Source organism: Promicromonospora xylanilytica (assembly GCF_054782895.1).
Genome location: NZ_BAAGRP010000006.1, coordinates 33,984 through 59,260, shown reverse-complemented (window position 1 = coordinate 59,260; position 25,277 = coordinate 33,984). Strand labels below are relative to the sequence as shown.

The 25,277-nt window shown below is 70.0% G+C and carries 25 protein-coding genes; 6 read left to right on the top strand and 19 right to left on the bottom strand.

Annotation, left to right across the window (positions count from 1 at the left end; translation table 11 throughout):
- Window positions 1–8: 8 nt before the first annotated feature.
- The 4 genes from ACYVK7_RS07410 to ACYVK7_RS07395 form a co-directional block, all read right to left on the bottom strand.
- Window positions 9–3,065, bottom strand: coding sequence for an alpha-mannosidase (locus tag ACYVK7_RS07410; RefSeq protein ID WP_460887044.1), 3,057 nt, complete (start codon window positions 3,063–3,065; stop codon window positions 9–11).
- Window positions 3,066–3,143: 78 nt separating this feature from the next.
- On the bottom strand, window positions 3,144–3,959 hold the full coding sequence (locus tag ACYVK7_RS07405; RefSeq protein WP_460887043.1) for a carbohydrate ABC transporter permease: 816 nt from the start codon (window positions 3,957–3,959) through the stop codon (window positions 3,144–3,146).
- Window positions 3,959–4,888 carry a carbohydrate ABC transporter permease gene (locus ACYVK7_RS07400; RefSeq protein WP_460887042.1) on the bottom strand — a complete coding sequence of 310 codons (930 nt, stop codon included), beginning with the start codon at window positions 4,886–4,888 and terminating at the stop codon, window positions 3,959–3,961. The genes ACYVK7_RS07405 and ACYVK7_RS07400 overlap by 1 nt, the downstream gene beginning before the upstream one ends.
- A 2-nt stretch (window positions 4,889–4,890) precedes the next feature.
- A complete protein-coding gene (locus ACYVK7_RS07395; RefSeq protein ID WP_460887041.1) occupies window positions 4,891–6,156 on the bottom strand; it encodes an ABC transporter substrate-binding protein in 1,266 nt (421 codons plus the stop codon).
- Window positions 6,157–6,368: 212 nt separating this feature from the next.
- Between ACYVK7_RS07395 and ACYVK7_RS07390 the strand changes: the two genes are divergently transcribed.
- Window positions 6,369–7,562 carry a hypothetical protein gene (locus tag ACYVK7_RS07390; RefSeq protein WP_460887040.1) on the top strand — a complete coding sequence of 398 codons (1,194 nt, stop codon included), beginning with the start codon at window positions 6,369–6,371 and terminating at the stop codon, window positions 7,560–7,562.
- A 114-nt stretch (window positions 7,563–7,676) separates the two neighbouring features.
- On the top strand, window positions 7,677–8,924 hold the full coding sequence (locus ACYVK7_RS07385) for an ROK family transcriptional regulator (protein WP_460887149.1): 1,248 nt from the start codon (window positions 7,677–7,679) through the stop codon (window positions 8,922–8,924).
- A gap of 17 nt (window positions 8,925–8,941) precedes the next feature.
- On the opposite strand, the gene ACYVK7_RS07380 is transcribed toward ACYVK7_RS07385, so the two are convergent.
- Both ACYVK7_RS07380 and ACYVK7_RS07375 read right to left on the bottom strand, forming a co-directional pair.
- Window positions 8,942–9,655, bottom strand: coding sequence for an NEW3 domain-containing protein (locus ACYVK7_RS07380; RefSeq protein WP_460887148.1), 714 nt, complete (start codon window positions 9,653–9,655; stop codon window positions 8,942–8,944).
- A gap of 175 nt (window positions 9,656–9,830) precedes the next feature.
- Entirely contained in the window at window positions 9,831–10,259 is a 429-nt protein-coding gene (locus ACYVK7_RS07375; RefSeq protein WP_460887039.1) for a DUF952 domain-containing protein, read from the bottom strand.
- Between the two features lie 60 nt (window positions 10,260–10,319).
- Here ACYVK7_RS07375 and ACYVK7_RS07370 point away from each other — a divergent pair, with 60 nt between their 5' ends.
- The gene (locus ACYVK7_RS07370) at window positions 10,320–11,015 is read left to right on the top strand and encodes a TetR/AcrR family transcriptional regulator (RefSeq protein ID WP_460887038.1); all 696 of its coding nucleotides are present in this window, start codon (window positions 10,320–10,322) and stop codon (window positions 11,013–11,015) included.
- Between the two features lie 81 nt (window positions 11,016–11,096).
- A complete protein-coding gene (locus tag ACYVK7_RS07365) occupies window positions 11,097–12,176 on the top strand; it encodes a class I SAM-dependent methyltransferase (RefSeq protein ID WP_460887037.1) in 1,080 nt (359 codons plus the stop codon).
- Window positions 12,177–12,211: 35 nt separating this feature from the next.
- On the opposite strand, the gene ACYVK7_RS07360 is transcribed toward ACYVK7_RS07365, so the two are convergent.
- From ACYVK7_RS07360 to ACYVK7_RS07345, 4 genes are all read right to left on the bottom strand, one after another.
- A complete protein-coding gene (locus ACYVK7_RS07360; RefSeq protein WP_460887036.1) occupies window positions 12,212–12,694 on the bottom strand; it encodes a DUF4345 domain-containing protein in 483 nt (160 codons plus the stop codon).
- Window positions 12,691–13,128, bottom strand: a complete 438-nt coding sequence (locus tag ACYVK7_RS07355; RefSeq protein ID WP_460887035.1) for a MarR family transcriptional regulator — start codon at window positions 13,126–13,128, stop codon at window positions 12,691–12,693. Before ACYVK7_RS07355 ends, ACYVK7_RS07360 begins: the two co-directional genes overlap by 4 nt.
- Window positions 13,125–13,781, bottom strand: a complete 657-nt coding sequence (locus ACYVK7_RS07350) for a hypothetical protein (RefSeq protein WP_460887034.1) — start codon at window positions 13,779–13,781, stop codon at window positions 13,125–13,127. Before ACYVK7_RS07350 ends, ACYVK7_RS07355 begins: the two co-directional genes overlap by 4 nt.
- 331 nt (window positions 13,782–14,112) lie before the next feature.
- Window positions 14,113–14,739 carry a TetR/AcrR family transcriptional regulator gene (locus ACYVK7_RS07345; RefSeq protein WP_460887033.1) on the bottom strand — a complete coding sequence of 209 codons (627 nt, stop codon included), beginning with the start codon at window positions 14,737–14,739 and terminating at the stop codon, window positions 14,113–14,115.
- Window positions 14,740–14,851: 112 nt separating this feature from the next.
- On the opposite strand from ACYVK7_RS07345, the gene ACYVK7_RS07340 reads away from it, so the two are divergent.
- The gene (locus ACYVK7_RS07340) at window positions 14,852–15,577 is read left to right on the top strand and encodes a hypothetical protein (protein WP_460887032.1); all 726 of its coding nucleotides are present in this window, start codon (window positions 14,852–14,854) and stop codon (window positions 15,575–15,577) included.
- 119 nt (window positions 15,578–15,696) lie between these two features.
- Window positions 15,697–17,220 (top strand): alpha/beta hydrolase, encoded by a 1,524-nt coding sequence (locus tag ACYVK7_RS07335; protein WP_460887031.1) that lies wholly within the window; start codon window positions 15,697–15,699, stop codon window positions 17,218–17,220.
- 203 nt (window positions 17,221–17,423) lie between these two features.
- Here ACYVK7_RS07335 and ACYVK7_RS07330 read toward each other — a convergent pair whose 3' ends face one another.
- The 9 genes from ACYVK7_RS07330 to ACYVK7_RS07290 form a co-directional block, all read right to left on the bottom strand.
- Window positions 17,424–17,996, bottom strand: coding sequence for a GNAT family N-acetyltransferase (locus ACYVK7_RS07330; protein ID WP_460887030.1), 573 nt, complete (start codon window positions 17,994–17,996; stop codon window positions 17,424–17,426).
- A gap of 284 nt (window positions 17,997–18,280) precedes the next feature.
- Entirely contained in the window at window positions 18,281–18,658 is a 378-nt protein-coding gene (locus ACYVK7_RS07325; protein WP_460887029.1) for a metal-sulfur cluster assembly factor, read from the bottom strand.
- 10 nt (window positions 18,659–18,668) lie between these two features.
- A complete protein-coding gene (gene sufU / locus ACYVK7_RS07320; protein WP_460887028.1) occupies window positions 18,669–19,151 on the bottom strand; it encodes a Fe-S cluster assembly sulfur transfer protein SufU in 483 nt (160 codons plus the stop codon).
- Window positions 19,152–19,179: 28 nt separating this feature from the next.
- Complete coding sequence (locus ACYVK7_RS07315; RefSeq protein WP_460887027.1) at window positions 19,180–20,511, bottom strand: SufS family cysteine desulfurase; 1,332 nt, start codon at window positions 20,509–20,511, stop codon at window positions 19,180–19,182.
- A gap of 34 nt (window positions 20,512–20,545) precedes the next feature.
- Window positions 20,546–21,316, bottom strand: a complete 771-nt coding sequence (gene sufC / locus ACYVK7_RS07310; RefSeq protein WP_460887026.1) for a Fe-S cluster assembly ATPase SufC — start codon at window positions 21,314–21,316, stop codon at window positions 20,546–20,548.
- A 37-nt stretch (window positions 21,317–21,353) separates the two neighbouring features.
- Entirely contained in the window at window positions 21,354–21,698 is a 345-nt protein-coding gene (locus tag ACYVK7_RS07305; protein WP_460887025.1) for a non-heme iron oxygenase ferredoxin subunit, read from the bottom strand.
- Window positions 21,695–22,930, bottom strand: coding sequence for a Fe-S cluster assembly protein SufD (sufD, locus tag ACYVK7_RS07300; RefSeq protein ID WP_460887024.1), 1,236 nt, complete (start codon window positions 22,928–22,930; stop codon window positions 21,695–21,697). Before sufD ends, ACYVK7_RS07305 begins: the two co-directional genes overlap by 4 nt.
- Before the next feature lies 1 nt (window position 22,931).
- The gene (gene sufB / locus ACYVK7_RS07295) at window positions 22,932–24,368 is read right to left on the bottom strand and encodes a Fe-S cluster assembly protein SufB (protein ID WP_460887023.1); all 1,437 of its coding nucleotides are present in this window, start codon (window positions 24,366–24,368) and stop codon (window positions 22,932–22,934) included.
- The gene (locus ACYVK7_RS07290) at window positions 24,368–25,135 is read right to left on the bottom strand and encodes a helix-turn-helix transcriptional regulator (protein ID WP_460887022.1); all 768 of its coding nucleotides are present in this window, start codon (window positions 25,133–25,135) and stop codon (window positions 24,368–24,370) included. The genes sufB and ACYVK7_RS07290 overlap by 1 nt, the downstream gene beginning before the upstream one ends.
- Window positions 25,136–25,277: the final 142 nt, after the last annotated feature.

Sequence of the window (25,277 nt, the reverse complement as noted above, 5' to 3'; positions counted from 1 at the left end):
GCGGGCGTTCACTCGGCGCCCCGGGCGATGCGGAGCGTCACGAGCTGGAACGGACGCAGCGACAGCGCGACCGACCGCGTGTCGGAACCGACGACCGCCGAGGGCTCGGTGGCGCGTTCGTGCAGGTCGGTCTCCACGACGGAGCGTGCGGCGAAGCCCAGCCCCAGGGTGGCGTGCACGCGCGTGCCGAACGCCTCGTAGAGCCGCACGACCACGTCGCCCGACCCGTCCTCGGCGAGCTTGACCGTCTCGACGACGGCGGCGTCGGAGCTCGAGCGCAGCAGCGGCTCGATCCCCTGCACGCCGTCCACGGCGCGCAGGGGCAGGTTGAGCCGGTAGCCCGCCCGGACGGCGTCGTCCACCCCGCCCGGCACGAGCGACGTCCGGAAGACGTGCCCGCCCTGGTCGGCGGTGGGGTCCGGGAACAGCGGCGCCTTGAGCAGGGTCTGGCGCACGAGCGAGTACGTGCCGCCGCCGCCGCGCTCGTGCCGGGTGACGTCGTGGCCGTAGGTCGCGTCGTTCGCCACGGCGAGGCCGAAGCCGGCGTCCGCGACGTGCACCCACCGGTGCGCGACCGTCTCGAAGCGCGCCTCGTCCCAGCTCGTGTTCGCGTGCGTGTCTCGCTCGATGTGCCCGAACTGGATCTCCGACCGGGCCGACGCGGTGTGCACGTCGATCGGGAACGCGAGCTTGAGCATCTTCTGCCGCTCGTGCCAGTCCACGACGGTCTCGATGTCGACCGCCGCCCGGCCGGCCGCGACGGTCAGTGTCTGGGTGATCACCGAGCCGGCGAACTTCCGGACCGTGCGCACGGCCACGCGCTCCCCGCCGGCCTCGAGCACCTCGACGCTGTCCGCCTCGGCGAGGTCCTGACCGAGTCGCCGGTACTCGACGTCGACGTCCCACGCGTCGAAGCGGCGCGGTGTATCCGTGAAGACCTGCAGCAGGCCACCACGCCGTCCCGGCGGGATGCACTCACGAGCGGCCGCCAGGTCGAACAGCGACGTGATGAGCCCGTCCCCGTCGATCGTGACGGCGATGAAGTCGTTGCGGACACGGAGGCCCGCCGCGGTCTCCGCCACCGTGACCGTCCCGGAGGTCCGACGGCGACCGACCGAGAAGGGGGCGACCCCGTCCAGGGCGTACGGACCAGGGTTCGCGACCAGACCGCCGTCTCCCGGACCGACCTCCTCGTCGGCACCGAGCGCCTCACCGGCACCGAGCGCCCTCATCGCCTCGGCGACGACGGACTCCAGCTCCGCCGCCACCTGGCGGTACTCCTCCTCGGCCTGGTCGTAGACCCAGCCGATCGACGACCCCGGCAGGATGTCGTGGAACTGGTTGAGCAGGACCGTCCGCCATGCCGCGCGCAGGCGCTCGGCGGGGTACGGGGCACCGGTGCGGACGGTGGCCGTCGCGGCCCACAGCTCCGCCTCGTGGAGCAGAGCCTCCGACCGGCGGTTGCCGCGCTTGGTCCGCGCCTGCGAGGCGTACGTCCCGCGGTGGCTCTCGAGATACAGCTCGCCGACCCACACGGGCCGGGTCGCGAGCTCGGCGGCGGCCGCCTCGAAGAACCGCTGCGGGGACGCGACGCGAACGGTCGGCGAGCCCTCGAGGTCCGCCGACCGGCGGGCGGCGGCCATCATCTCGCGCGTCGGGCCACCGCCGCCGTCCCCGAACCCGAACGGCACGAGGGAGGTGTTGGCCCGGCCCTTGTCGGCGAAGTTGCGTTCGGTGTGGGCGAGCTCCGCCGGGCTCAGCGTCGAGTTGTACGTGTCCACGGGCGGGAAGTGCGCGAGCACCCGGGTCCCGTCGATGCCCTCCCAGTCGAAGGTGTGGTGCGGGAACGCGTTGACCTCGTTCCACGACAGCTTCTGCGTGAGGAAGTACCGCGCACCGGCCGCCCGGGCGATCTGCGGCAGCGACCCGCTGTACCCGAAGGAGTCCGGCAACCACACCTCGGTCGCCTCCACACCGAGCTCGTCACGGAAGTACGACCCGCCCTCGACGAACTGGCGCGCCATCGCCTCCGCACCCGGCAGGTTCGTGTCGGACTCGACCCACATCCCGCCGACCGGCACGAACCGCCCCTCCGCGACCCGAGCACGGATCCGCTCGAACAGCTCCGGGTAGTACTCCTGGATCCAGGCGAGCTGCTGCGCCGACGAGCACGCGAAGACGAGGTCAGGATCGGCGTCCATGAGGTCCAGGACGTTGGAGAACGTGCGCGCGCACTTGCGCACCGTCTCCCGCACGGGCCACAGCCACGCGGAGTCGATGTGCGCGTGGCCCACCGCGTACACGCGGTGGGCGCTCCGGCTCGCAGGCGCCGCGAGCGCCTCCGCGAGCGCCGCACGCCCGGCCGGCGCGGTGGTGTGCACGTCGTGCGGGTCGACGGCGTCGACCATCGCGTCGAGCGCGGTCAGCAGCTCGGCGCGGCGCGGGGAGGAACCCGGCAGCTCGAGCGCGGTACCGAGCGCTACCGCGATGTCCTGCAGGAGCTCCCAGACGGTGCCGTCGCGCTCGACGACGTCGACCCGCCCCAGGGTGTAGAGGGGCCGGTCAGGCACCGTCTCGCGGCGGCCCAGTGGTGTCGGGGCGAAGGTGTCGCCCTCGATGATGTTCGGGTTCGCCGCCGCCTCCACGTACACCTCGAACGACTCCCCCGGCGCGAGGCCGAGCCGCACGTAGTCGTTCCTTGGTTCGATGGCCTTGAGCGTCCGGCCCTCGCCGTCGTAGACCAGGGCCTCGACCTGGAAGCCGGCCGAATCCCCCTGGAACCCTGGGTCCACGACGAGCTCGACCGAACCTGGCGCGGCGGACCAGCCGGCCGGCACCGTCCCGGTCACCCGGAGCCAGATCGTGGCCCACGCGCGACCCCACGCCCGTCCGGGCGCCGTGGGCTCGTACGCCTGGGTGACGGCTTCCGCGAACGGCACGGGCTCGCCGGGCACCTCCCAGACCTCGATCCGGGCCGGGACGGCGGCGCGTTCGCACGCCGGCTCGAGGCGCTCGCGGACGAATCGTTCGACGCGCGCCTGGGTCATCCTGTGGTCGTTGTGCACGGGTGAAGGCTCCTCGGTGGTGCGGTGATGCGGTGGCGTGACGGCAGGTGCTGGTGCTGTGCGTCAGGTCTGGGTGCGTCAGGTCTGGCCGAGCGCGAGTCCTCGGCTGAATGCCCGCTGGGTCGCCATGAACAGCACGACCATCGGGATGGAGACGATGAGGCCGCCCGCGAGCAGGACGGGCGCCGTCGATCCCCCGTAGTTCCCCTGCAGCGCGGCGAGCGACCCCATGAGCGGGCGGATGCTCGACGACCTGGACAGGGTCAGCCCGAGCAGCAGGTCGTTCCAGACCAGGGTGGCCTGCAGGATGAAGACGGCCACCAGGGCGGGCACGGACATGGGGAGGTAGATCCGCCAGAAGATGCGCCACGGCGATGCGCCGTCCATGACCGCGGCCTCGAACACGCTGCGGGCTATCCCGGCGAAGAAGTTGCGCAGCACGAAAGCGGAGAACGGCACCGAGATGGCCGCGTAGACCAGGATGAGCCCGAACCGCGTGTCATAGATGTTCAGCTCCACGTACCCGACGAACAGGGGGAGCAGCAGGATCTGCATGGGGAACACGGTCGAGCTGAAGATCACGACGAACCAGGCGAACCCGTGCTCGAGGCGCAGGGCGACGATGGCGAACCCGGTCGCCGCGCCGATGAGCACCGCGATGAGCGGGGCCGTGATCGCGTAGAGCGCCGTGGACCAGACGGCCCCGCCGAGCTCACCACGGGTCCAGGCCTCGGAGACGTTCCCGACGATCCCGGCAAGGCCTGTCGGGCTCCAGACCGAGCTGCTCCCGTACTGCTCCTGGGTCTTCGCCGCGTTGACGAGGATCAGGTAGACGGGCACCAGCCACACGATGCCCAGGACGACGAGAACGATCTTCCGTATGCGGTCAGCCATCAGATCTCTTTCGAGTCGGCGAGCTGGCGGCGCAGGTAGAGGATCGATGCCGCGACGGTGACGATCGTCAGGAGGACGGCGATCGCCGCGCCGAGCCCGTAGTCGGTGTAGTTGAACGTGTCCTTGTACATCGTCAGAGCGAGGGTCTCGGAGGAACGGCCGGGGCCGCCCTGCGTCATCGCGTAGATGATGTCGAACTGCTTGAGGGACCCGACGATGGCGAGCCCGACCACGACGGTCGTGAGCGGTCGCAGCATCGGCCACGTCATCGTGCGGAAGAGCGTCCAGCCGGACGCGCCGTCGACGCGCGCCGCCTCGATGGGTTCCTTGGGGATGGACTGCAGGCCGACGGTGAACAGCAGCGCGTTCACTCCCGCTCCCTGCCAGGCCGCCGCCGCGATCATGACGAAGGTGTTCAGCGGGGCGTCGAGCAGCCACCGTGGGGCGTCCTGCACCCCGACCAGGCCGAGCGCCTGGTCGATCGCGCCACCGTCCTGGAGGATGAACCCCCAGATGACGCCGACCGCGACGCCGGAGATGGCGTATGGGATCAGGAACGGGATCCGGTACCAGAACGAGCCCTTGAGCCCGAAGGTCAGGACGGCGATGAGCAGTCCCAGACCGACGGGCAGGACCAGGGTGCCGATCACCCAGTACAGGGTGTTGAGGGTCGAATCCAGGAATCCGGGGTCGCGGAACATCTCCTGGTACTTGGCCGGTCCGACGAGCCGGGGGCTGCCGAACCCGTTGTACTCCGTGAAGCTCAGGTAGGTCGTCCACAGGAACGGCAGGTACATGAGCAGCGCGACGACCAGCAGGGCGGGGGCGGCGAAGGCTCGAGCGGACCAGGTGTAGGGCCGCCGCGGCCGGCGTTCGGTGTCTGTGTCCCGGGCCGGCGCGGCGGCCGGGGACCTCGTCGCGACGGTCATGGTCAGTCCTGTTCGGACCAGTACGTGTCGGCCTCGTCCTGCAGGGTCCGCAGCCCCTCCTCGGGGTTCGGCGAGTTCGTCACGAAGTCGCCGAAGACCTCGGTCGAGCGGTTGTAGACGGGCAGCGGCACCATCTCGACGAAGCGCTGCTGGGTCTCGTCGCCGGCGAGCTGCTCGGACAGGGCCTGGAGCTCCGGGTCGTCGAGGGTGACGTCCGGGTTGAACGACAGGTCGCCGCGCGAGTCGGTCCACGCCTGCTGTGCGTCGTCGGTGAGCCACCACTTGCTGTACTCGAGCGCGGCTGTCTCGTTCGGGGACCCCTTGGCCACGCACAGCGGACCGGTCTCGAGGATCATCTGCTCGTTCTCGACGTCAGGGTTCATGTTGGGGAACGCGAAGATCCCGTAGTCCTCGCCCGAGACCTGGTCGATGTCGTTGAGCTGCCCCGTGAGGAAGGTCCCGAGGTACTCCATCGCGACGTCGCCGTTGGCCAGGAGCGTCTGCGGCTCGGTGTCGAGCCCGGGATCCGTGAAGTAGCCCTCGTCGTTGAGGCGCTTCCACTCCTCCATGACCTCGACGACCTCTGGGTCGGTGAACGAGCTCTCCCCGGTCGCCAGTCCCGCGTACGCCTCGGGGTCCTGGCCGGCCATGAGCGCCTGGAACATCGCGAACTCGAAGATCACGTTCATCTGGAAGAACGGCGTCACGTCCGCGTCCTTGAGGCGCGCCGCGGCGTCCATGAGCTCGTCGTAGGTGGTCGGGACCTCGATGTCGTTGTCCGCGAAGACCTGCTTGTTGTAGTAGACGGCCCAGTACACGACGTTGAGCGGCACGCAGTACTGCTTGCCGTCGTAGGTGTAGTTGTCCTTCAGGCCCTCCGGAACGAGGCCTTCCGCCTCGGCCTCGGCCCAGATGTCCGTCGTCTCGGCCACGACGCCCTGCTCGACGAGCTCCGCGAGCTGCCCGCCCGTGTGCCAGGTGAACAGGTCCGGAACTTCCTTGGTCTGGAACGCCTGCTTCACGAAGCTGTCGTACGCGGCCGGGTCCGAGCCGGGTGCCGTGACGACGTCGAGCATCACGCCCTCGTCCTTCGACTCGCCGTTCATGTCGTCAAAGCTCTGCTTCCAGCCGCCCTTGTCCATGTAGAACGTCAGCTGGGTCGGGTCGTCGGGTGTCCCGGCGCCCGTGTCGGCACCTCCGGAGCATGCGGCGAGCACGAGGGCCAACGAGCCCACCAGTGCGCCCGCCGCGAGTGGGATTCGCTTCATCGTTCTCTCCTCGTCGTGAGAATCGACATCATCGTCGAGGAGTATCTAAACCATGTTGATTTATCCCGGTCAACCCCATTGACCCAGATAACTCAAGCATGTTGAGATATCTGGTGACAGCGACGTCATCCGCCTCGCGGCCCCGATCACCTGGCGTGCCCCGGGCCTGAGCGAGCCGGTCAGATCGTCCTCCAGGATCAGAGAGGAACCTGATGGGAACGAGATCACTCTCCAGAGCTCTGCTCGCCGGCGGTGCGGCGACGGCCGTGGCCGTCACCGCCCTCCTTGCCGCTCCGGCGCAGGCCGCTCCCCCGCCGCCGATCGCCCCGGACGGCGGGGCCGCGTCGTGCACCGCCGCACGCGGCCCGGCCCCCGTGGTGACGGGCGCGCACGCGAACACCGAGCTCACCCAGGCCTTCCGCGACTTCGGTAACTCCGGTGGCGGCTGGGCCAACGAGGGCGGCTGGGGCGCGTCGGACGGCGTCTACTCCGCCGAGCTCCCCGGCCACGACATCGTCTGGCTGATGAACGACACGTTCCTCGGGCCCGTCAACGAGGACGAGTCCATGACCGAGCCCGGGTTCATCCACGGCTCGATCGTCACCGGCGGTCGGGACGGCCTCCCGGACACGACCATCACGGGCGGCACCCAGGACGCGCCCACCTCGATCGCGTCGCCGCCCGACTCCGTGGACGGCGACCCGTGGTACTGGAACGGCGACGGCATCGTCGACGGCGGCAAGCTCCGCGTCTTCCAGGGCCGGACGGGCCTCACCGACGGCGAGCCGCCGTGGAACTTCGGCTGGGTCGGGAACGACATCGTCACCTACACCGACGACTTCACCGTCCAGGACGTCACGCGGACCTACGGGTCCCCCGACGGGGCGGGGATCAACTGGGGCAACGAGGTCGTCCGGTGCGACCGGTGGCTGTACATCTACGGCGTGAAGGACGGGTCTGCCTATCTCGCCCGCGCCCGGTCGGGTCACCTCGTCGAGATGGACTGGGAGTTCTACGACGGGGCCGGCTGGTCCCGGGACGAGAGCGACGCGGCGTCCGTGGCGGACGACGTCGGCGCGTCCTACAGCGTGACGCCGATGGACGGGCACTTCGTGCTGACGACGACGGCCACGAACATCTTCTTCGACCACAAGGTCTACGTCGCCACCGCCGAGACGCCCGCCGGGCCCTTCACCGGGCGCACCGCGGTCTACACCGCTCCCGAGGGTGGGACCGGCAACCTGTACGCGCCGTACAACGTCGCCGCCCACCCGGCCGTCAGCGGGCCCGGCGAGCTCGTGATCTCGTACAACGTCAACAGCGGCGTGGGCGACGACATCCTCGCCGACGCGAACAACAACCGTCCCCGTTTCGTGACGATCGAGCTCGATTCGTCCCGGAACTGACGCCCGGCGGTCCGCGGCGGCCCCGTCCGGTGATCCCGGGCGGGGCCGCCGCATCACCTACAGTGTGCGACACCTACAGTGTGCGACGAGGACCAGCGAGGAAGGGTGGTGACGATGCTCAAGGGCGCGAGCTTTCCCGTCATCGCGGCGTTCAACGAGACCCTCGTCCTCGAATCGATCCGCCGCTCGCGGACCGGGCTCAGCCGGGTGGAGGTTTCCCGCGAGACGAGCCTCTCCGCGCAGACGGTGTCGAACGTGAGCCGCCGGCTCCTCGAACGCGGACTGATCCGGGAGGCCGGCAGCCGCCGGGTCCAGGGGCCGGGCAAGCCGCCCACGATCCTCCGGCTGGAGGCGTCCGGCGCGTTCGCCGTCGGTGTCCACCTCGACCCGAGCGTGATCACCTGCGTCCTGCTGAACCTGCGCGGTTCCGTGGTGCGCGAGATCCGACGGCACCCGCCCGAGTCGGGCGACGCCGCGGAGACGCTGGCGCAGGTCGCCGACGCGATCGGCGAGCTCATCCGCGCCTCGGGGGTCAGCATGAGCCGCGTCGCCGGGATCGGGGTCGCCGCGCCCGGACCCATCGACGCGTCGGCGGGCGTGCTGGTCCGGCCGCGCCTGGCCCCTGGCTGGGCCGACTTCCACCTGCGTGACGACCTGCAGGCGAAGCTCGGGCTGCCGGTGACGCTCACGAAGGACGTCACCGCGGCCGTTCTCGCCGAGGACTGGACGAACCCCACGGACGCTCGGTCCAACTACGCGTTCCTGTACTGGGGCACAGGGATCGGTGTCGGCCTCGTGCTCGACGGCGACGTGCACGCCGGGGCGACACAGAACGCCGGCGACGTCGGGCACACGATCGTCGACCCGGACGGCCCGGTCTGCGTCTGCGGACGGCGTGGCTGCTTCGGGGAGGTGGTCCGCCCGTACCGCATGGTCGTCGAAGCGCTCGAACGCGGCGCCGTCCCTCGACCGGACAACCTCACCGGTCCGATCGGCCCCGCCGCCCCCCTCAGCCTCGAGACGATCGACCAGCTGTTCCACGCCCTGGGGCAGCGCGCGTCGAGCGGCGATCAGGCGGCCCTGGGAGTCGTCGACCACGCCGCTCGCAGCACGGCCCTGTTCGTGTCCAACCTCGCGGCCCTGCTCGACCTCGACCGGGTCGTCTTCGGAGGTCCGTCCTGGGCACCGGTACGCGACCGGATGCTCGAGGTCCTGCCGGGCGAGCTCGCGACGGCCACCGCCGAGAGCATCGCGCACCCCGTGGCACTGGCCACGAGCTCGATCGGCGACGACGTCGCTGCGGTCGGCGCCGCGTGCCTCGTCCTGGACCGCACCTTCTCCCCCCGTTCCGCACTGAGCTGACCGCCCCGCCCTGCGGCTCAGGAGCCCGTGGCCGCCGGTCCTTCGGGCATGGACGGGATCTCCAGGCGCGTGCGGAAGAGCTTGCCGCCCCACCCGTCGCCGGGGCTGGAGTCTCCGACGCGCAGGTACAGCGAGCCGTCGGTGGAGCCGGTGCCGGCGAGAAGCTCCGCGACGTCGAGCGTGCGCTCGGCCCGGTTCGACTCGAAGATCGGCGAGCCGGTCTCCTCCAGCACCGTGGTCCAGGACTCACGGTCGGACGATGCCTCGACGAGGAACTGGTTGGCGATGTCCAGTGTCAGCGTCCCGGCCCGGGCGTCGGCCAGCGGGACCCGGTAGGTGAAGGTGCTCTCGTTGTCGGCGTACCTGACGTAACCGCCGGCGGCTTCGGCGAGAGCCGAGCCGTCGTCGGCCACGAGCCAGCGCTCCTCGGCCGGCGTGCCCGGCCGGACCTCGGTCACGTCACCGACGAGGGCGACCGTGCCCTGCCCGGCGACGGTCCACGGACCCCAGGTCGCGGTGACCTCGAGCGTGTGGTCACCTGGCGCCGCGCCCGCCGTCGGCGTGACGGTCAGGTCGACCGACGCCTTCCCCTCGGCAGGCACGTCCAGGAGGGACGCGGCCGGGTCGACCGCCCAGCCGTCGCCGAGCGCCGCGGCGACATCGACGCTGAGCGGCTTGTCGCCCGCGTTGCTCACCGTGACCGGCACCGTGGCCGTGTCGCCGGCCCGCAGCGAGGCGTCCCCGACGCCGACCCTGACGAGCGAGTCCGGTGTCTCCGCGGGAGTCAGCAGCTCGACCTCCGCCAGGCGTACGTCGCCACCACCGTTCGTCAGTTTCCTGGGTGTCTGACACCGCTGTCAACAGGTCACCGACGAAATAGTCGGGTGATTAGGTAAATCGCCGACGTCACCCCTGAGGTACGTGCGAGCCGGAGGGCGGCGTCCGGCGCACCTTCCATCCGTCGAGGTCCGGAGCGACCCACCCGTCGACGTCCCGTCGCACAGGCAGCACCACGGGGACGGTGATGCGATCCATCTGCAGCGCGCCCTCGATGCGCGGAGCCGCCGTGCCGTCCGGACCGGCCCCGGGCACCCAGCGCACCGTGATCCCCTGGGCGGCGAGGGCGGCCTCGTCGATGACGGCGAGCACGAGGGGTTCGGACGCGTCACCGTAGACGTCGCGCAGCACCACCGGCAGACCTTCCGCGGTGGTGGCGTGGAGGTATCCGGTGTCGTCGAACAGCGTGCCGCGCGTCGCCACGTCGCACTCCCCGAATCGCTCGCACGCCTCCCAGTCGTCACTGAACGCCACGTGCAGCAGTCGTTCCTCGGCCATCGGTTGCCCTCCGAATCCATGAGCCCGCGATCAATGAAACGGTAACGTATCATTGTCTGCATGAAGGTCGACGGCGAGGAGACGGACGCCACAGGGTTCGCCACGGCGCGCCCCGCTGGCGGAGGACGACGGCGCGGCCCGGGCCGCCCGCGCCGCGAGGACGTCGACGCCCGGCGGGCAGAGATCCTGGAGGCCGCAGTGTGCTTGTTCGCCGAGCGCGGGTTCACGGGCACGACCATCGAGGCGGTGGCGCTCGCGGTGGGTGCGACCAAGCGAACCGTCTACCGGCACTTCACGGACAAGACAGGGCTGTTCCTCGCTGCCGTGGAGCGGTTGCACGCCCACGAGCGACCCGCCGCCCACGACGGCGCGGACCTGGAGGAGCTCGCCACACGGATGGTGCATGTCCTGCACGGGGACGACGCCGTGACGCTCCACCGCCTGGTCATCGCCGAGTCGCGCCAGCTTCCGCAGCTCGCGGCCACGTTCTACGAGAGAGGCCCGGCCCGGTCGATCGAAGCGCTCGCCGCGAGCCTCGACCCCGAGCACACGGCCCGTACCGCGCCGGCCCCCTCGCGGCAAGCAGGCCCTGCGTCACCTGGCGCCGCACGCGAGCTGGCCGAGGTGCTCTACACGCTCCTGCTCGGTGAGCCGCACCGGCGACGTCTCCTCGGGCTCACGTCCGCGCCGTCACGCGAGGAGGCACGCTCCCATGCTCATCGCGCCATCAACGCCGTGCTGCATCAGCGCACGTGAGCCGCCTCCGAAGGCGGCCAACCAAAAGTTCCCCCGCTCTCAGGGTGGTGCGGCGAACCTGACGGGGTGGATCGTGGAGCGATGGAACCCAGCACGGACCCGGATTCAGGCGATCTGGTCGCCGAACGCCTCTTCGGTGCTGTCCTCGGCACCGTCGACCTGATGTCGACGTTCCTGGGTGATCGCCTCGGCTGGTACCGCTCGCTGGCCGAGGACGGTCCCGCAACGCCGCCCCAGCTGGCCACACGAACCGGCACGGACGCCCGCTACGCTCGTGAATGGCTGGAGCAGCAAGCCGTCACCGGCCTGCTGCACCTCGACTCGGACGGTTCCGACGACGAACGCGTCTTCAGCATCCCGCCGGGCACCGCGGAGGTGCTGACCAACCCGCACAGCCTCAACTTCTTGGCTCCCATCGGCCGGATGTTCGGCGCGGTCGGCCCCGCCCTCCCCCGGCTGCTCGAGGCTTACCGCACCGGTGCCGGGGTGAGCTGGGACGAGCTCGGCGATCATGCACGGGAGGGACAGGCGGACGCGAACCGGCCGTGGTTCGAGCACCGGCTGGCCGACGCGTTCGCCGGTGTCGAGGACTTGCACGGCCTGCTCTCCCGTCCCGGCGTCCGAGTCCTCGACGTCGGCTGCGGTGGCGGCTGGTCGAGCATCGCGCTGAGCCGTGCGTACCCCACGGCCCTCGTCCACGGGATCGACATCGACCAACCGTCCGTATCCATGGCTACCGACAACGCCCGCGCCGCCGGCGTCTCCGACCAGGTCCGGTTCTCGCACGGCGACGCCGCTGAGCTCCCGGCGGATCGATATGACGTGGCCTTCGCGTTCGAGTGCGTCCACGACATGCCCCGGCCGGTCGAGGTGCTCGCGGCCGTCCGCGAGTCGCTCACGCCAGGCGCTCCGTTGATCGTGATGGACGAGGCCGTGGCCGACTCGTTCGCTCCGGACGGTGACGAGATCGAGCGCCTGATGTACGGCTTCAGCCTTTTCGTCTGCTTGCCCGACGGTCGCTCCAGCCGTCCGAGCGTGGCCACCGGGACGGTGATGCGCCCGCCCCGCCTGCGGCAGTACGCCGAGGCCGCCGGCTTCACGGAGCTCGAAACTCTGCCCATCGAGGACTTCTCGTTCTTCCGCTTCTACCGGATCAGCTGAGAACGCCACGCTCTGCGCGTGCAGCATCAAACAGGTCAGGCGGCGTTTTCCCGTTCAGGGACCCGCCGCCCGACCACCCGCGTGTGCCACCAGATGACGAGCGGCACGACGGCCAGCTCCAGCGCCGCCACCCCGACGAAGATCGGATGCGGCCATCCCGTCAGCAGACCGGAGACGAGCCGGGCCACGCCGCCGACCGAGGCGATCGTGAGGATCACCCGCGTCACCTCGTATCTCTGTTCCGGGCGACGGAGACTCCACCAGACGAGCAGTCCCGCGGCGAGCCAGAACACGTTGGTGAACCGGTACTGACTGTCGACGGTGGCGTTCACCGACTCGCCGCCAGGCAGGGCTTCCGGCCCACCCACGATACCGAGGAGTCCGCTGGAGACGGCCACACCACCGAGCACCGCAATCACCCAGATCAGCGTCCGACGGCCCACACCGGACAGCCCTGCACCGGACAGCCCTGCGCGGACACGACGTCGCCCGTCACTCGCCTCGTCGAGCTCCCTCACGCTTCGCCCTCCTCGTCGAGTGCCCGGACGACCTGCTCGACCGAAGCCAGGAAGCTGCTCGCCTGGTCGGCGGGCCAAGCCGCGAACAGCGCTGCCAGGCGTGCGTTCGGCTCCGCATAGAGCGCACGGAACCGCTCGACACTCGTCGCGTGCACACCGATCGAGCGGCGGTCGTTCGGGTCCGACCGCCGCTCGATCCAGCCCTCCTTCTCCAGCCGAGCCAGCACGCCGGTCATGGTCGCCACGTGGGTGCGGGTCCGGCGCGCCAGGTCCGTCGGCGTCTGCCGCCCCTCACGATGCAGGACGTCGAGCACGGTGAGGTCGCCGTCCCTGAGCTTCGCGGCGGCGGCCACCTCACGATCGACGGTGGCCACGGCGGAACGCAGCCTGCGCAGAGCGAGAAGGAGCTCGTGGGATTCGGGCGCGGTCGTCACTCGCCTATCCTCCTGGTGAACACGGGGTACGGCGTGATGCCAGCGTCCCGCAGGCGGCGGCGAACGACGCGGTGGAAGCTCGGGCGGAGCATCTGACCCGCAAGGAACGGGACCACCCCGCCGGGGATCACGGCGTAGTTCACGATCAGGAACGGTGCGTCGGGCTCCGTCTCCAGCAGCGTGGAATTGTCGACACCTAGCGTCTCTGCGTACCACGGCGCGACTGCCCGCCACGCCTCCACCGCGCGCTGAGGCGTCACCGACCCCGCGAAGTGGTTCAGCAGGACCTCACCGTCCCGAGCCTCGGTGTCGCCGATCCTGCCCGAGTTGCGTCCCGTGAGCACCAGCTCGGGGGCAGGCAGGCCACGTGCCGCCGCCCGCTGCGTGACCTCGTCACCCAAGGCACTGCCACCATGGACGAGCACAGCCAGGTCGTACCGTGGCCCGCCCGCGATCGGCGGGATGAACGTGACCTCCAGCGCGTGTGCGGTACGAACTCCGCGCTCGCCGGCGAACTCCCGCGCCAGCCCGATGAGTTGCCCCCTGTGGTCGTCCCGCCGCGCGCTCGCCCGGACGACGGCGCCGGCGAGACGCAGGTCGATGTCCCAGGTGACGTAGGTGAACCAGCCGTCGAGCGGCTCGTCGAATCTCATGACCCTCCCAAGTAGTATGACGTTCATACTATATGGATACCGTATTACATGAGTCGAGCCTTGCACACCCGGCCGGGCGGTTCGTACGCAGCTCCTGGAGCGTGCGGCGCGGATGCTCCGTGAGCACGAGCCGGTCACGTCGCCCTCCCTCGTCGACCGCCAACGCACTCGAGCCCTGACCTCTACCGGGTCATGTTCGATGCGACCGTCGAGCTCGAGGACGTCCAGGCCGCCGAGGCAACCCTCGGTTACCTCGTGCGGGCCGCGCGCCGGCGCCGCGACGCGGGTCGGATCGCCGGCGACGACCCCGCGGCGTGGCGCCGTCCGCGCACTAGCCCTGTGCAGCCGTGGCGACCTCTTCGACGAGCGGATAGGCATTGATCATGCGACGCAGGGTGTCCGTCACGACAGCACGGACCTCCGCCTCCTGCAGCGGGGCGGAGACCAGCGCCGAGCTGAACGAGAACCCCTCGATCAGGGAGAGCAGGAGGAGCGCCTCACGGTTCAGCGCCTCCTCGTCGACGGCGCGGTCAGCCAGCGCGTCGCGCAGCAGTGCGCGGATCACCTCTGCGGCCTGGCGCGATGTGTCAGTGATGTCGGCCGCGAACTCCGGTTCCGTGCGCGCGATGACTCGGTACTCGACGAGGGCGGCGTTCTCCCGGCGTTCCTGATCGCTGGTCGGAGCGGCAAACGCGACGAGGTCGGTGATCCGCGCCACCGGGTCGTCGGACATCGTCGTCGCGCGTCGCACGACGCGCTGCATGAGCACACTCAGCGTGAAGCGCATGACCTCGTGGACGTTGTTCCCGAAGTAGTGCCGGATGCTCCCGATGGCCAGCCCGGTGCGAGCGGCGATCCGGCCGAGGGTCACCGAGCGCAGCCCACGCTCGGCGATCTCATCGATCACGGCGTCGGCGACCTGCTCCCGGCGGGCATCCGGGTCGACTCGTCTGGGCATGACCTCATCGTAGCAATCTGTAGCATCGCCGTGCTAACTTTTCTGGCATGGACGTGCTACAAACGATCAGAGGCGCGCTTCCCTCCCGTCGTGGCTGCGGACAGGACGAGTCATGAACGGCTGGGACGACGACCTCCGGGGCGGCTCGACGGGCAAGGACCCTGACGGCATCGAGGGCCTCGACGACCTCGACGGGTTCGAGGGCTTCGAGGGCGATGAGGGGGCATTGTCGGAACCCGCTCCAGAGCCTGGTGCATCGTTGCCACCGTTCCGCCCCTCCCTCTTGCTCGAGCGCACGCGATTCGCGGTCGACCTCCCCGACGCGTCGACGGCGACGGCGACGATCGACGTCGACCACATCTCGGGCCGGGCCTCGCTCTACCGGGACGACCACCACGTGCAGACCGCCGACATGCCGGTCCGGTTCGCGCTCGGACCAGACGTCATCGAGGTCGCCGCGAGCAGGTACGGCATGCAGCGGATCCACCTGGTCAGCGCGAACGGCAGCCGGCGGCGTCTCGATCCCGCACCCGGGACACCAGAGCACTGGCGCGCCCAGCTCTCCCGGCGACACCCGGGAGCCGGTCGCGCCCTGGCCGCCGGTGCCGTGATCGTGCTGGTGATCAACCTGATCCTGGTCGCGCCCCAGCTGCTCGAGGTGGTCACCCACCTACCGCTCTGGGCGGATCGCTTCACGCCGTTCGTCTCGCCCGTCGACCTACCGGCACCGGCGAACACGGCACTGACCATCGCAGCGGCCCTCGCCGGGATCGAGAGAGCACTCACCTTCCGGCACCACCGCCTCCTGGACACCGAGACGGATGGGATCGACACGTGAGTTCACCGCTCCAGCCAGATGTCACACACCGCCGACTTGCACCCAACGGCAGCTCAACGAAGGAAGTACACGTGCGATCACATCTCCGCCCCCCGAATCGCTCTCGGCGCTGCACGACCGTGCTCGCCGCCACCACGTCGGCACTCCTCGTGCTCGTCGGCTGCGCCCCTACATCTCCTCCACCGGACCCCGGCGCGGACCCGGACCTCAGCGCCTACCTCGGGCAAGAGCTCGACTGGAGCGGGTGCGAGGACACCGCGACCAACGCAGCGGACGCCGAGCTGTTCGCGAACCCGGCGCTCGAGTGCGCCTCGGTCGAGGTGCCGATCGACTACGCCGAGCCGGACGGCCAGAGGGCGCACATCGCGCTCCTGCGCCTACCCGCCACAGGCGAGGCCGAGGGCTCCGTGCTGGTCGACCCGGGCGGCCCCGGAGGCTCTGGCACCAGCTTCGTCGCGTCGACCGCGACCCTGTGGCAGGCCGGCCCTGTCGCCGAGCGCTTCGACATCGTCGGCTTCGATCCTCGGGGGATCGGCTCGTCGACCCCGGCCCTCGACTGCTACACCGACCAGGAGCACGACGCGGGAGCCGCGCCACGGTTCGGCGCCGTCTACGACGTCACGAGTGCCGAGCAGGCGGCCGAGCTCGCGGAACGCTGCGCCGAAGGCTCCGGCGGGGTCGCCAACCTGGTCAACGCCGGGTCCACGAACGTCGTGCGGGACATGGACCTCGTACGAGAGGTGCTCGGTGACGAGAAGCTGACCTACCTCGGCTACAGCTACGGCACCGAGCTCGGCGCCATGTACGCAGCGACCTACCCCGAGAAGGTCCGCGCGATCGTGCTCGACGGCGCCGTCGCACCCGACCTGACGGCCAGGGAGTTCCGCCTCTCCTCGTTCGCCGGCCTGCAGGCGCGGTTCGACGACCTCGCCGCGTTCTGCGCCGAGTCACCCGATTGCGTACTCGGTACTGATCCCGCGGCCGCGAACGATCGCCTGCACGAGATCGTCCGACCGTTCATCGAGACGCCGCCGACCGTGGACGGCAGAGAAGTGAGCATCTGGGACATCTACCTCGGCATCTCGGGCGGGCTGTTCTCGGAGGGGAACTGGCCCGACGTCACCGCCGCGCTGACCGCCCTCGAGGCGGGCCGGGCCGACGAGATGCTCGCCCTGCGGGACCTGTTCTACGGCCGCACCGCGGACGGCTTCCACACGCTCGACCTCGACACGAACATCGCCGTGCGCTGCATGGACTGGCCGCGCCTGACGCCCGAGCAAACCACCGCGCTGGCGCGCAAGGTCGGCCAGGTGGCGCCGATGTTCGACCTCGGCGTCCTCACGGCGGGTGACTTCCACAGCGAGTGCGAGGCCTGGCCCGCACCGCCCACGCGCGACGAGCCCTGGCTCACCGATGTCGAGGACGTTCCCGAGACCCTCGTGGTGTCAGTCACCGGTGATCCCGCAACGCCGCACTCGGGCGGCATCGCGATGGCCGACGCATTGGGCGCAAGCCTGCTCACCGTCGACGGCAAGCAGCACGGCGCCTACCTCCTCGGTGGCAGCACGTGCGTCGACCGCGTGGTCGACGCGTACCTTCTCGACCTCGAGTCCCCGGCTGACGGAGCGCGTTGCAGCCTGTGACCGGATCGCCGCCTGGTCGATACGGGGCGGCGGGCAAGCTGCTCGCGGAGCGTCTCCTCGTCGTGCAGGGTCGACATGGACCAGAACTTGCCGTCGCGGACCATGTAGATGCCGTGTTCGACGATCTCGAACTTCTTGCCCGTCGCTGCGGCTACCGACAGGCCAGAATGGTCCAGGACGAGCGCTGCCCCCTCTCGCTGACCTCAACGGCATGCGTAGAACGCCCCGGGTGCGTCCGGCCGGCGGATCTCGGACCTCGGGACCATACCGGCCTCGGCGACGAGCACGACCTGATGCTCGAACTGCTCACTCACCACGAACACTGCCCGCTCGAGTCCCCACTCGCCAGCGAACCAGACACGTAGCGCCGCGAGCAGGCGCGCATCGGCGCCAGGCGACGTCTTGGCCCTGCGGGTCCAGAAGTACACGGCGGCATCGACATCCCCCCAGGCATCAACCCCAAGCGGTGTCACCGTCGCGCGTGCGAGGAATGTCGCTGTCGGCGGGAACACGTAGACGCATCCAAGGCATGTCGTACGGGTCGGGTCGAGGACGGTGTAGTCGAACGCGCGACGCGCTGCGCGCCGTTCCACCATCGTGGCGACGTCCTTGCGGTTCGCTTCCACCGTGAAGTCGTCCTCCGGCCACGTCGACTGCCGCCACGCACGCAGATCCTCACGTGTGTCCATGACTGCGGCGTAGTCAGCCTCGGCATCACTGCTCTTGATCGGTCTGAGCACGAACTCGTCCGTGACGAGCTCCTCAGGGATCTGCATGCTCGGATCTCCCAGCAAGGTGGCCTCCCGTCGATAGTTCTACGACCGCCGTCCGCCGCGGGATTGCGCCGCCAGATGAGCCACGCCCCGGCTCTCCGATCCATGGGCTGAGCATCGTGTGGCGATCGAGCCCTTCGTCCCAGGACCCGTGGGACTTCAGTAGGACTTCGGATGAACCCACGAGGCCATCCCTGTCCACTTCCGTCCCGCGGGCTCGAACGAGAAAAAGCAGGTCGGGCGGCGTTCTCCCCTTTCAGGAGCCCGCCGCCCGACCCTCACGATCCTCAGACGTTGAACCCCAACATCCGCAGCTGCTCCTTGCCGTCGTCCGTGATCTTCTCCGGACCCCACGGCGGCATCCAGACCCAGTTCACGCGGAACCCGTCGACGATGCCCTCGAGCGCCTGCGCCGTCTGGTCCTCGATCACGTCCGTCAGCGGGCAGGCCGCCGACGTGAGCGTCATGTCGATGGTCGTGTGGTTGTTCTGGTCCACCTGGATGCCGTACACGAGGCCCAGGTCGACGACGTTGATGCCCAGCTCGGGGTCGATCACGTCGCGCATCGCTTCCTCGACGTCCACCGCGGTGGTGGGCGACGAGCCCACCCCGTCAGCGGGAGCGGCCGGGGCATCCTGCCCGACCTCGGTGCTCGCCTCAGTCATCGGTCTCTCCTCACCTCGTTGCCAGCGCGCCACTGCGCGCCAGCGAGTCCTTGAGCGCCGCCCAGCCGAGCAGCGCGCACTTGATTCGCGCGGGGTACTGCGACACGCCGGTGAAGGCCGTCGCGTCACCGAGGGCGTCCTCCGCCTCGTCGTCGTCCAGGCCCTTGCCGCGGGACGACATCAGGTCGTGGAAGAGCCCGTCGAGCCGCGCCACCTCCGCGAGGGGGACGCCCTCCACCAACGATGTCATGACGGACACCGAGGCCTGGGAGATGGAGCATCCCTGGCCGTCCCACGAGACACCGGCCACCGCGCCCTCCGGCGTGACGTCGACCCGGAGGGTCACCTCGTCACCGCACGTCGGGTTCACCTGGTGCGACTCGCCCGCGAGGTGCCCGCTCTCGACCGTCGCGACGTCGGCGAGCCCACGGCCCACCGGGTGCTTCGCGTGGTCAAGGATGACCTGCTGGTACATCTGCTCGAGCGTGCTCACGACGCTGCCTTTCTAGGCCTTGAAATTCTCATTCTGCTCCGAAGAACGCGCGGACCCCCGCCAGTGCTTCCCGGAACGCCACAACTTCTTCGACGGTCGTGTAGACCGACGCCGACGCGCGTGCCGTGGCTGCCACGCCGAACCGGCGGTGCAGCGGCTGCGCGCAGTGGTGTCCCACCCGGACGGCGATCCCCTTGTCGTCGAGGACCTGGCCGACGTCGTGCGCGTGCACGCCGTCGACCACGAACGAGACCACGGCGAGACGATCGGCCGTGTCGAGCGGGCCGATCACCCGGACCCCCGGGATCTCGGCGATCTTCAGCATCTCCGCCGCGAGCTCGGTCTCGTGCCGGGCGACGCCGGCCATGCCGAGCTCGTCGAGGTACTGTGCGGCGCAGCCCATGCCGACCGCCTGCGCGACCATCTGGGTGCCCGCCTCGAAGCGCTGCGGCGGCGGCGCGTAGGTGGTGCTCTCCATGGTCACCACCTCGACCATGGACCCACCGGTGACGGAGGGCGGCATGGCCTCGAGCAGCTCGCGCCGCCCGTACAGCGCGCCGACGCCGGTGGGGCCGAGCATCTTGTGCCCGCTGAACGCGGCGAAGTCGACGCCGAGCTCGTGGAGGTCCACGGGCATGTTCGGCACGGACTGGCAGGCGTCGAGCACCGTGAGGGCGCCCATGCGCCGGGCGGCCGCGACGAGCGTCGCGACGGGCGCCACGGCCCCGGTCACGTTCGACACGTGCCCGAACGCGAGCACCTTGGTGCGCTCGGTCAGGAGGGTGTCGAGGTTCGTCAGGTCGAGCCGGCCGTCGTCGGCCACGGGGATCCAGCGCAGGATGGCGCCGGTACGGGCGCACAGCTCCTGCCACGGAACCAGGTTGGCGTGGTGCTCCGCCTCGGTGACGAGGATCTCGTCGCCCGGCGCGAGCCGGAACCGCGCGGCGGCCTCTCCCCCGCGGCCCAGTGTCGCGTTGGAGAACGCGTAGGCCACGACGTTGATCGCGGCCGTCGCACCGGGCTGCCAGGCGATCTCGCCGTCGTCCGCGCCGACGAACGCGGCGACTGCCGCGCGTGCCTGCTCGAACGACTCGGTGGCCTCCTCGGCGAGCTGGTGCGCACCGCGGTGGACCGCGGCGTTGCGCTGCTCGTAGAAGTCCACCTCGGTGTCGAGCACGACCTGCGGTTTCTGCGACGTCGCCGCGGAGTCCAGGTACACGAGGGGCCGGCCACCCCGCACCGTGCGCTCGAGCAAGGGGAAGTCCGCACGGACGGCGGCCAGCTCGGTCGTCGAGATCTCGACGGCGGACGCGCCGCCCGGGGCTGTGTCGCCCGGGCGCACGGTGGCGGTGGTGGTCATGATGTCCCTTCGCGGTACGTCAGTCAGCAGTGGATCAGGCCGAGACCGTCTTGTTCGCGCCGAGGTACTTGTCGTAGCCCTCTTCCTCGAGGCGGTCGGCCAGCTCGGAGCCGCCCTCCTCGGCGATCTTGCCGTCGACGAAGACGTGCACGAAGTCGGGCTTGATGTAGCGCAGGATGCGCGTGTAGTGCGTGATGAGCAGGATGCCGACGTCCGTCTGCTCCTTGGCCCGGTTCACGCCCTCCGACACGACGCGCAGCGCGTCGACGTCGAGGCCGGAGTCGGTCTCGTCCAGCACGGCGAAGCGCGGCTTGAAGAGCTCCATCTGCAGGATCTCGTGGCGCTTCTTCTCACCGCCGGAGAAGCCCTCGTTCACGGAGCGCTCGGCGAAGGCCGGGTCCATGCGGAGGTTCTCCATCGCACCCTTGACCTCCTTGCCCCAGGTACGGAGCTTGGGGGCCTCGCCGGAGATGGCGGTCTTGGCGGTGCGCAGGAAGTTGGCGACCGAGACACCGGAGACCTCGACCGGGTACTGCATGGCGAGGAACAGGCCGGCGCGGGCGCGCTGGTCGACGGTCATCTCCAGCAGGTCCTCGCCGTCCAGCGTGGCGGTACCCGAGGTGACCGTGTACTTGGGGTGGCCGGCGAGCGCCGACGCGAGGGTGGACTTGCCGGAGCCGTTGGGGCCCATGATGGCGTGGGTCTCGCCGCTGGCGATGGTCAGGTCGACACCGCGCAGGATCGGCTTGGGGCCTTCCTTGGTCTCGACGCTGACGTGCAGGTCGCGGATCTCGAGGGTGGGCATATCGGTTACTCCAGGGTTAGCTTGCGAAGTCAGTTGTTCAGGAGACAGGCACGGTGACGTCGATGTCGACGAGCACCTTGTCGCCGTCGATGGTCACCGGGTAGACGGGCACGGGGCGCACCGCCGGGAGCTGGAGGGGCTGGCCGGTCCGCAGGTCGAACTGGGAGCCGTGCAGCCAGCACTCCACGAGGCTGCCCTCCACCTCGCCGTCGGACAGCGAGACGGCGCCGTGGGAGCAGACATCCGAGATGGCATGGAACGTGCCCTCGGCGTCGCGCGCCACGGCGACCGGGACCGGGGCCCCGTCGGCGCCGTCGAGCTCGACGAGCATCGCTTCCTCCGGGCCCAGGTCGTCGGTCATGCAGGCGAGCTGTGCGGTCATGCGCTCGGAGCCACCTCGGCCTCGGTGGGCACGACGGACGGTGCCCCGGTGATCACGCTCATCGACTTCTCCAGCTCGGCCTCGATGGAGGCGAGCAGCCGCTCCTCGACCTCGGCGACGCCGATCTCGTGGATGAGCTCGGCGAAGAAGCCGCGCACGACGAGCCGGCGGGCGTCGATCTCCGGGATGCCGCGGGACTGGAGGTAGAAGAGCTGTTCGTCGTCGAACCGGCCGGTGGCGCTGGCGTGGCCGGCGCCGGCGATCTCGCCGGTCTCGATCTCGAGGTTCGGCACGGAGTCCGCGCGCGCGCCGTCCGACAGGACGAGGTTGCGGTTGAGCTCGTAGGTGTCGGTGTTCTCGGCGGCGGCCCGGATGAGCACGTCACCCACCCACACGGTGTGCGCGCCGGAGCCCTGCAGGGCGCCCTTGTAGGTCACGCGGGACTTGCAGTCCGGCACCGCGTGGTCCACGAAGAGGCGGTGCTCCTGGTGCTGGTCGGTGTCCGCGAAGTAGAGGCCCACCATCTCGACCTCACCACCCTCGGCGGTGAACTCGGCGTCCGGGGTGACGCGCACGACGTCGCCGCCGAACGTCACCACGACGTGCTTGAGCTTGGCGTCGCGGCCCAGGCGGGCCCGGTGCGAGGAGGCGTGCACGGCGCCGTCGGCCCAGTCCTGGACGCTGACGACGGTGAGGTGCGCGCCGTCCTCGACGACGATCTCGACCGTCTCGGCGAGCGTGCCGACACCGTCGTGGTCCAGGACCACCACGGCCTCGGAGTGCCGCTCGGCGCGGACCAGCACGTGGGCCGCCGTCGCGTCCTGCGACACGCCCTTGACGTGCACCGAGGTCACGCCCGTGGCCACGGCCTCCTTGGGGACCGTGACGATCGTGGCCTGCTCGAAGGCGTTCCACGCGGTGACCGCGGTGCGGTCGCCGGGCTGGCCGGCGGTGCCGAGGCGGGCGTCGTCCCGGGCGACGGTCTCCACCAGCACCTCGGGGGCCGCGGACACCTCGACGGTGACGCCGGAGGTGCCGAGGTCCGCCTGGAACAGCGGCTGGAGGCGGTCCGCCGGGGAGAAGCGCCACTCCTCCTCGCGGCCGTTGGGGACGGGGATGTCGTCCAGCGAGAACGACGTGCGGCGCTCGGCGCGCGAGCCCTGGGGCTTGACGGCGCCGTGCGTGTGGGCGCCGTCGGCAACAGCGCGCGTGTGATCGGTCGTGAGAGTCATATCAGCCGACGGACCCTTCCATCTGCAGCTCGATGAGGCGGTTGAGCTCGAGTGCGTACTCCATGGGCAGCTCGCGCGCGATGGGCTCGACGAACCCGCGCACGATCATGGCCATGGCCTCGGTCTCCTCCATGCCTCGGGACATGAGGTAGAACAGCTGGTCCTCGCTCACCCGCGAGACCGTGGCCTCGTGCCCCATGGACACGTCGTCCTCGCGGACGTCCACGTAGGGGTAGGTGTCGCTGCGGGAGATCTGGTCGACCAGCAGCGCGTCGCACAGGACGTTGGACGCGGAGTGGGAGGCACCCTCGAGCACCTGGACCAGACCGCGGTAGGACGTGCGGCCGCCGCCGCGCGCCACGGACTTGCTCACGATCGACGACGAGGTGTTCGGCGCCGCGTGCACCATCTTGGCGCCGGCGTCCTGGTGCTGGCCCTCGCCCGCGAAGGCGATGGACAGCGTCTCGCCGCGGGCGTGCTCGCCCAGCAGGTAGATCGCCGGGTACTTCATCGTGACCTTGGAGCCGATGTTGCCGTCGACCCACTCCATCTGGGCACCCTCAGCGGCCGTGGCGCGCTTGGTGACCAGGTTGTACACGTTGTTCGACCAGTTCTGGATCGTCGTGTACCGCACGCGGGCGTTCTTCTTCACGATGATCTCGACGACCGCGGAGTGCAGGGAGTCGGACGTGTAGATCGGGGCCGTGCAGCCCTCGACGTAGTGCACGTACGAGCCCTCGTCGGCGATGATCAGCGTGCGCTCGAACTGGCCCATGTTCTCGGTGTTGATCCGGAAGTAGGCCTGCAGCGGGATCTCCACGTGCACGCCCGGCGGCACGTAGACGAACGAGCCACCCGACCACACGGCCGAGTTCAGCGCGGAGAACTTGTTGTCGCCCGCGGGAATGACGGTGCCGAAGTACTCCTGGAAGAGCTCCGGGTAGTCGCGCAGGCCCGTGTCGGTGTCGACGAAGATGACGCCCTGCTCCTCCAGGTCCTCACGGATCTGGTGGTAGACGACCTCGGACTCGTACTGGGCGGCGACGCCCGCGACGAGGCGCTGCTTCTCGGCCTCGGGGATGCCGAGACGGTCGTACGTCTCCTTGATGTCCTCGGGCAGGTCCTCCCAGGAGGTGGCCTGCTTCTCCGTGGACCGCACGAAGTACTTGATCTTGTCGAAGTCGATCCCCGACAGGTCGGAGCCCCAGCTCGGCATCGGCTTCTTGCCGAAGAGGCGCAGGGCCTTGAGACGCTGGTTCAGCATCCACTCGGGCTCGTTCTTGAGCGTCGAGATGTTGCGGACAACTTCCTCGCTCAGGCCGCGCTGCGCGGACATGCCCGCTGCGTCGCTGTCGTGCCAGCCGTACTCGTAAGAGCCGATGCTGGCGATGATCTCATCGTCGGAGCGCTGCTCTGGCGCTTGCGTTTCTGCGCTCATCACTTTCCTTCGGTGGGGGTCGTCGCGGGGATGTCCGTCGCGGGGGTGGGCAGAGGAAGGTTCACGGGGATGTTCGTGGTGCAGGCGTGCGCGCCGCCGGCGATGGTCGCGAGGCGCTGGACGTGCGAGCCCAGCAGCTCGCTGAACGCGCGGGCCTCCTGCTCGCACAGCTCGGGGAACTCCTCGGCCACGTGCTGGACCGGGCAGTGCCCCTGGCAGAGCTGGACCGCGCGGGCCACGGTGCCGGCCGTCGGGCCGGTCAGCGGGGCCGGAACGGGCCGGACGGAGGCGGCGTAACCGTCGGCGGACAGCAGCTGGACGAGCTGGGCGGCCCGACCTTCCGCCGTCTCGGCGGTGAGGTGGGGCGCGTAGCCGCGGGCGACGGCGTCGAACCGCTCCTTGGCGAAGCCGTGCACCGCCTCGCTGCCGCCCGTCTCGCGCAGGAACCGCAGGACCTGCCGGGCGATCTCCTGGTAGCCGCCGGCGAGCTCGGACTGGCCGCCGCCCGTGACGACGTACCGCCGTGCGGGACGCCCACGCCGAGGGGCACCCGTGCGCGAGGCCTCGTGCACGGCGATCTTGCCCTCCTCCTCCAGGAGGGTCAGGTGCCTGCGCACGGCAGGCGCCGTCAGCTCGAGGACTGCGGCGAGGGCACCGGCGGTGACGGGGCCACGGGACGCGACCAGCTCGAGCACTCGCCGGCGGGTGGTGCCATCGGTCTCGTGGCTCGCCACGTGCCCGACCGGCACCTGTGTCGGTGCGCTCATGCTGGTCACCTCCCTCCAGTCCGTGGGCATGCTTCACCCCTGGTGTGCACGCCTTCGTAGACGCCAATGCTTTTGAGAACATCCTTGTTCCCTAATTCGAGATGCGCAAGGAAGGCGAGCCTCAGTTCGGGCAGATCGCGAC

Coding starts and splice junctions, on each gene's coding strand:
- ACYVK7_RS07405 (WP_460887043.1), bottom strand. CDS start 3,959: ATGGCTGACCGCATACGGAAGATCGTTCTCGTCGTCCTGGGCATCGTG.
- ACYVK7_RS07400 (WP_460887042.1), bottom strand. CDS start 4,888: ATGACCGTCGCGACGAGGTCCCCGGCCGCCGCGCCGGCCCGGGACACA.
- ACYVK7_RS07395 (WP_460887041.1), bottom strand. CDS start 6,156: ATGAAGCGAATCCCACTCGCGGCGGGCGCACTGGTGGGCTCGTTGGCC.
- ACYVK7_RS07390 (WP_460887040.1), top strand. CDS start 6,369: ATGGGAACGAGATCACTCTCCAGAGCTCTGCTCGCCGGCGGTGCGGCG.
- ACYVK7_RS07385 (WP_460887149.1), top strand. CDS start 7,677: ATGCTCAAGGGCGCGAGCTTTCCCGTCATCGCGGCGTTCAACGAGACC.
- ACYVK7_RS07375 (WP_460887039.1), bottom strand. CDS start 10,259: ATGGCCGAGGAACGACTGCTGCACGTGGCGTTCAGTGACGACTGGGAG.
- ACYVK7_RS07370 (WP_460887038.1), top strand. CDS start 10,320: ATGAAGGTCGACGGCGAGGAGACGGACGCCACAGGGTTCGCCACGGCG.
- ACYVK7_RS07365 (WP_460887037.1), top strand. CDS start 11,097: ATGGAACCCAGCACGGACCCGGATTCAGGCGATCTGGTCGCCGAACGC.
- ACYVK7_RS07350 (WP_460887034.1), bottom strand. CDS start 13,781: ATGAGATTCGACGAGCCGCTCGACGGCTGGTTCACCTACGTCACCTGG.
- ACYVK7_RS07345 (WP_460887033.1), bottom strand. CDS start 14,739: ATGCCCAGACGAGTCGACCCGGATGCCCGCCGGGAGCAGGTCGCCGAC.
- ACYVK7_RS07340 (WP_460887032.1), top strand. CDS start 14,852: ATGAACGGCTGGGACGACGACCTCCGGGGCGGCTCGACGGGCAAGGAC.
- ACYVK7_RS07330 (WP_460887030.1), bottom strand. CDS start 17,996: ATGCAGATCCCTGAGGAGCTCGTCACGGACGAGTTCGTGCTCAGACCG.
- ACYVK7_RS07325 (WP_460887029.1), bottom strand. CDS start 18,658: ATGACTGAGGCGAGCACCGAGGTCGGGCAGGATGCCCCGGCCGCTCCC.
- ACYVK7_RS07315 (WP_460887027.1), bottom strand. CDS start 20,511: ATGACCACCACCGCCACCGTGCGCCCGGGCGACACAGCCCCGGGCGGC.
- sufC (WP_460887026.1), bottom strand. CDS start 21,316: ATGCCCACCCTCGAGATCCGCGACCTGCACGTCAGCGTCGAGACCAAG.
- ACYVK7_RS07305 (WP_460887025.1), bottom strand. CDS start 21,698: ATGACCGCACAGCTCGCCTGCATGACCGACGACCTGGGCCCGGAGGAA.
- sufD (WP_460887024.1), bottom strand. CDS start 22,930: ATGACTCTCACGACCGATCACACGCGCGCTGTTGCCGACGGCGCCCAC.
- sufB (WP_460887023.1), bottom strand. CDS start 24,368: ATGAGCGCAGAAACGCAAGCGCCAGAGCAGCGCTCCGACGATGAGATC.
- ACYVK7_RS07290 (WP_460887022.1), bottom strand. CDS start 25,135: ATGAGCGCACCGACACAGGTGCCGGTCGGGCACGTGGCGAGCCACGAG.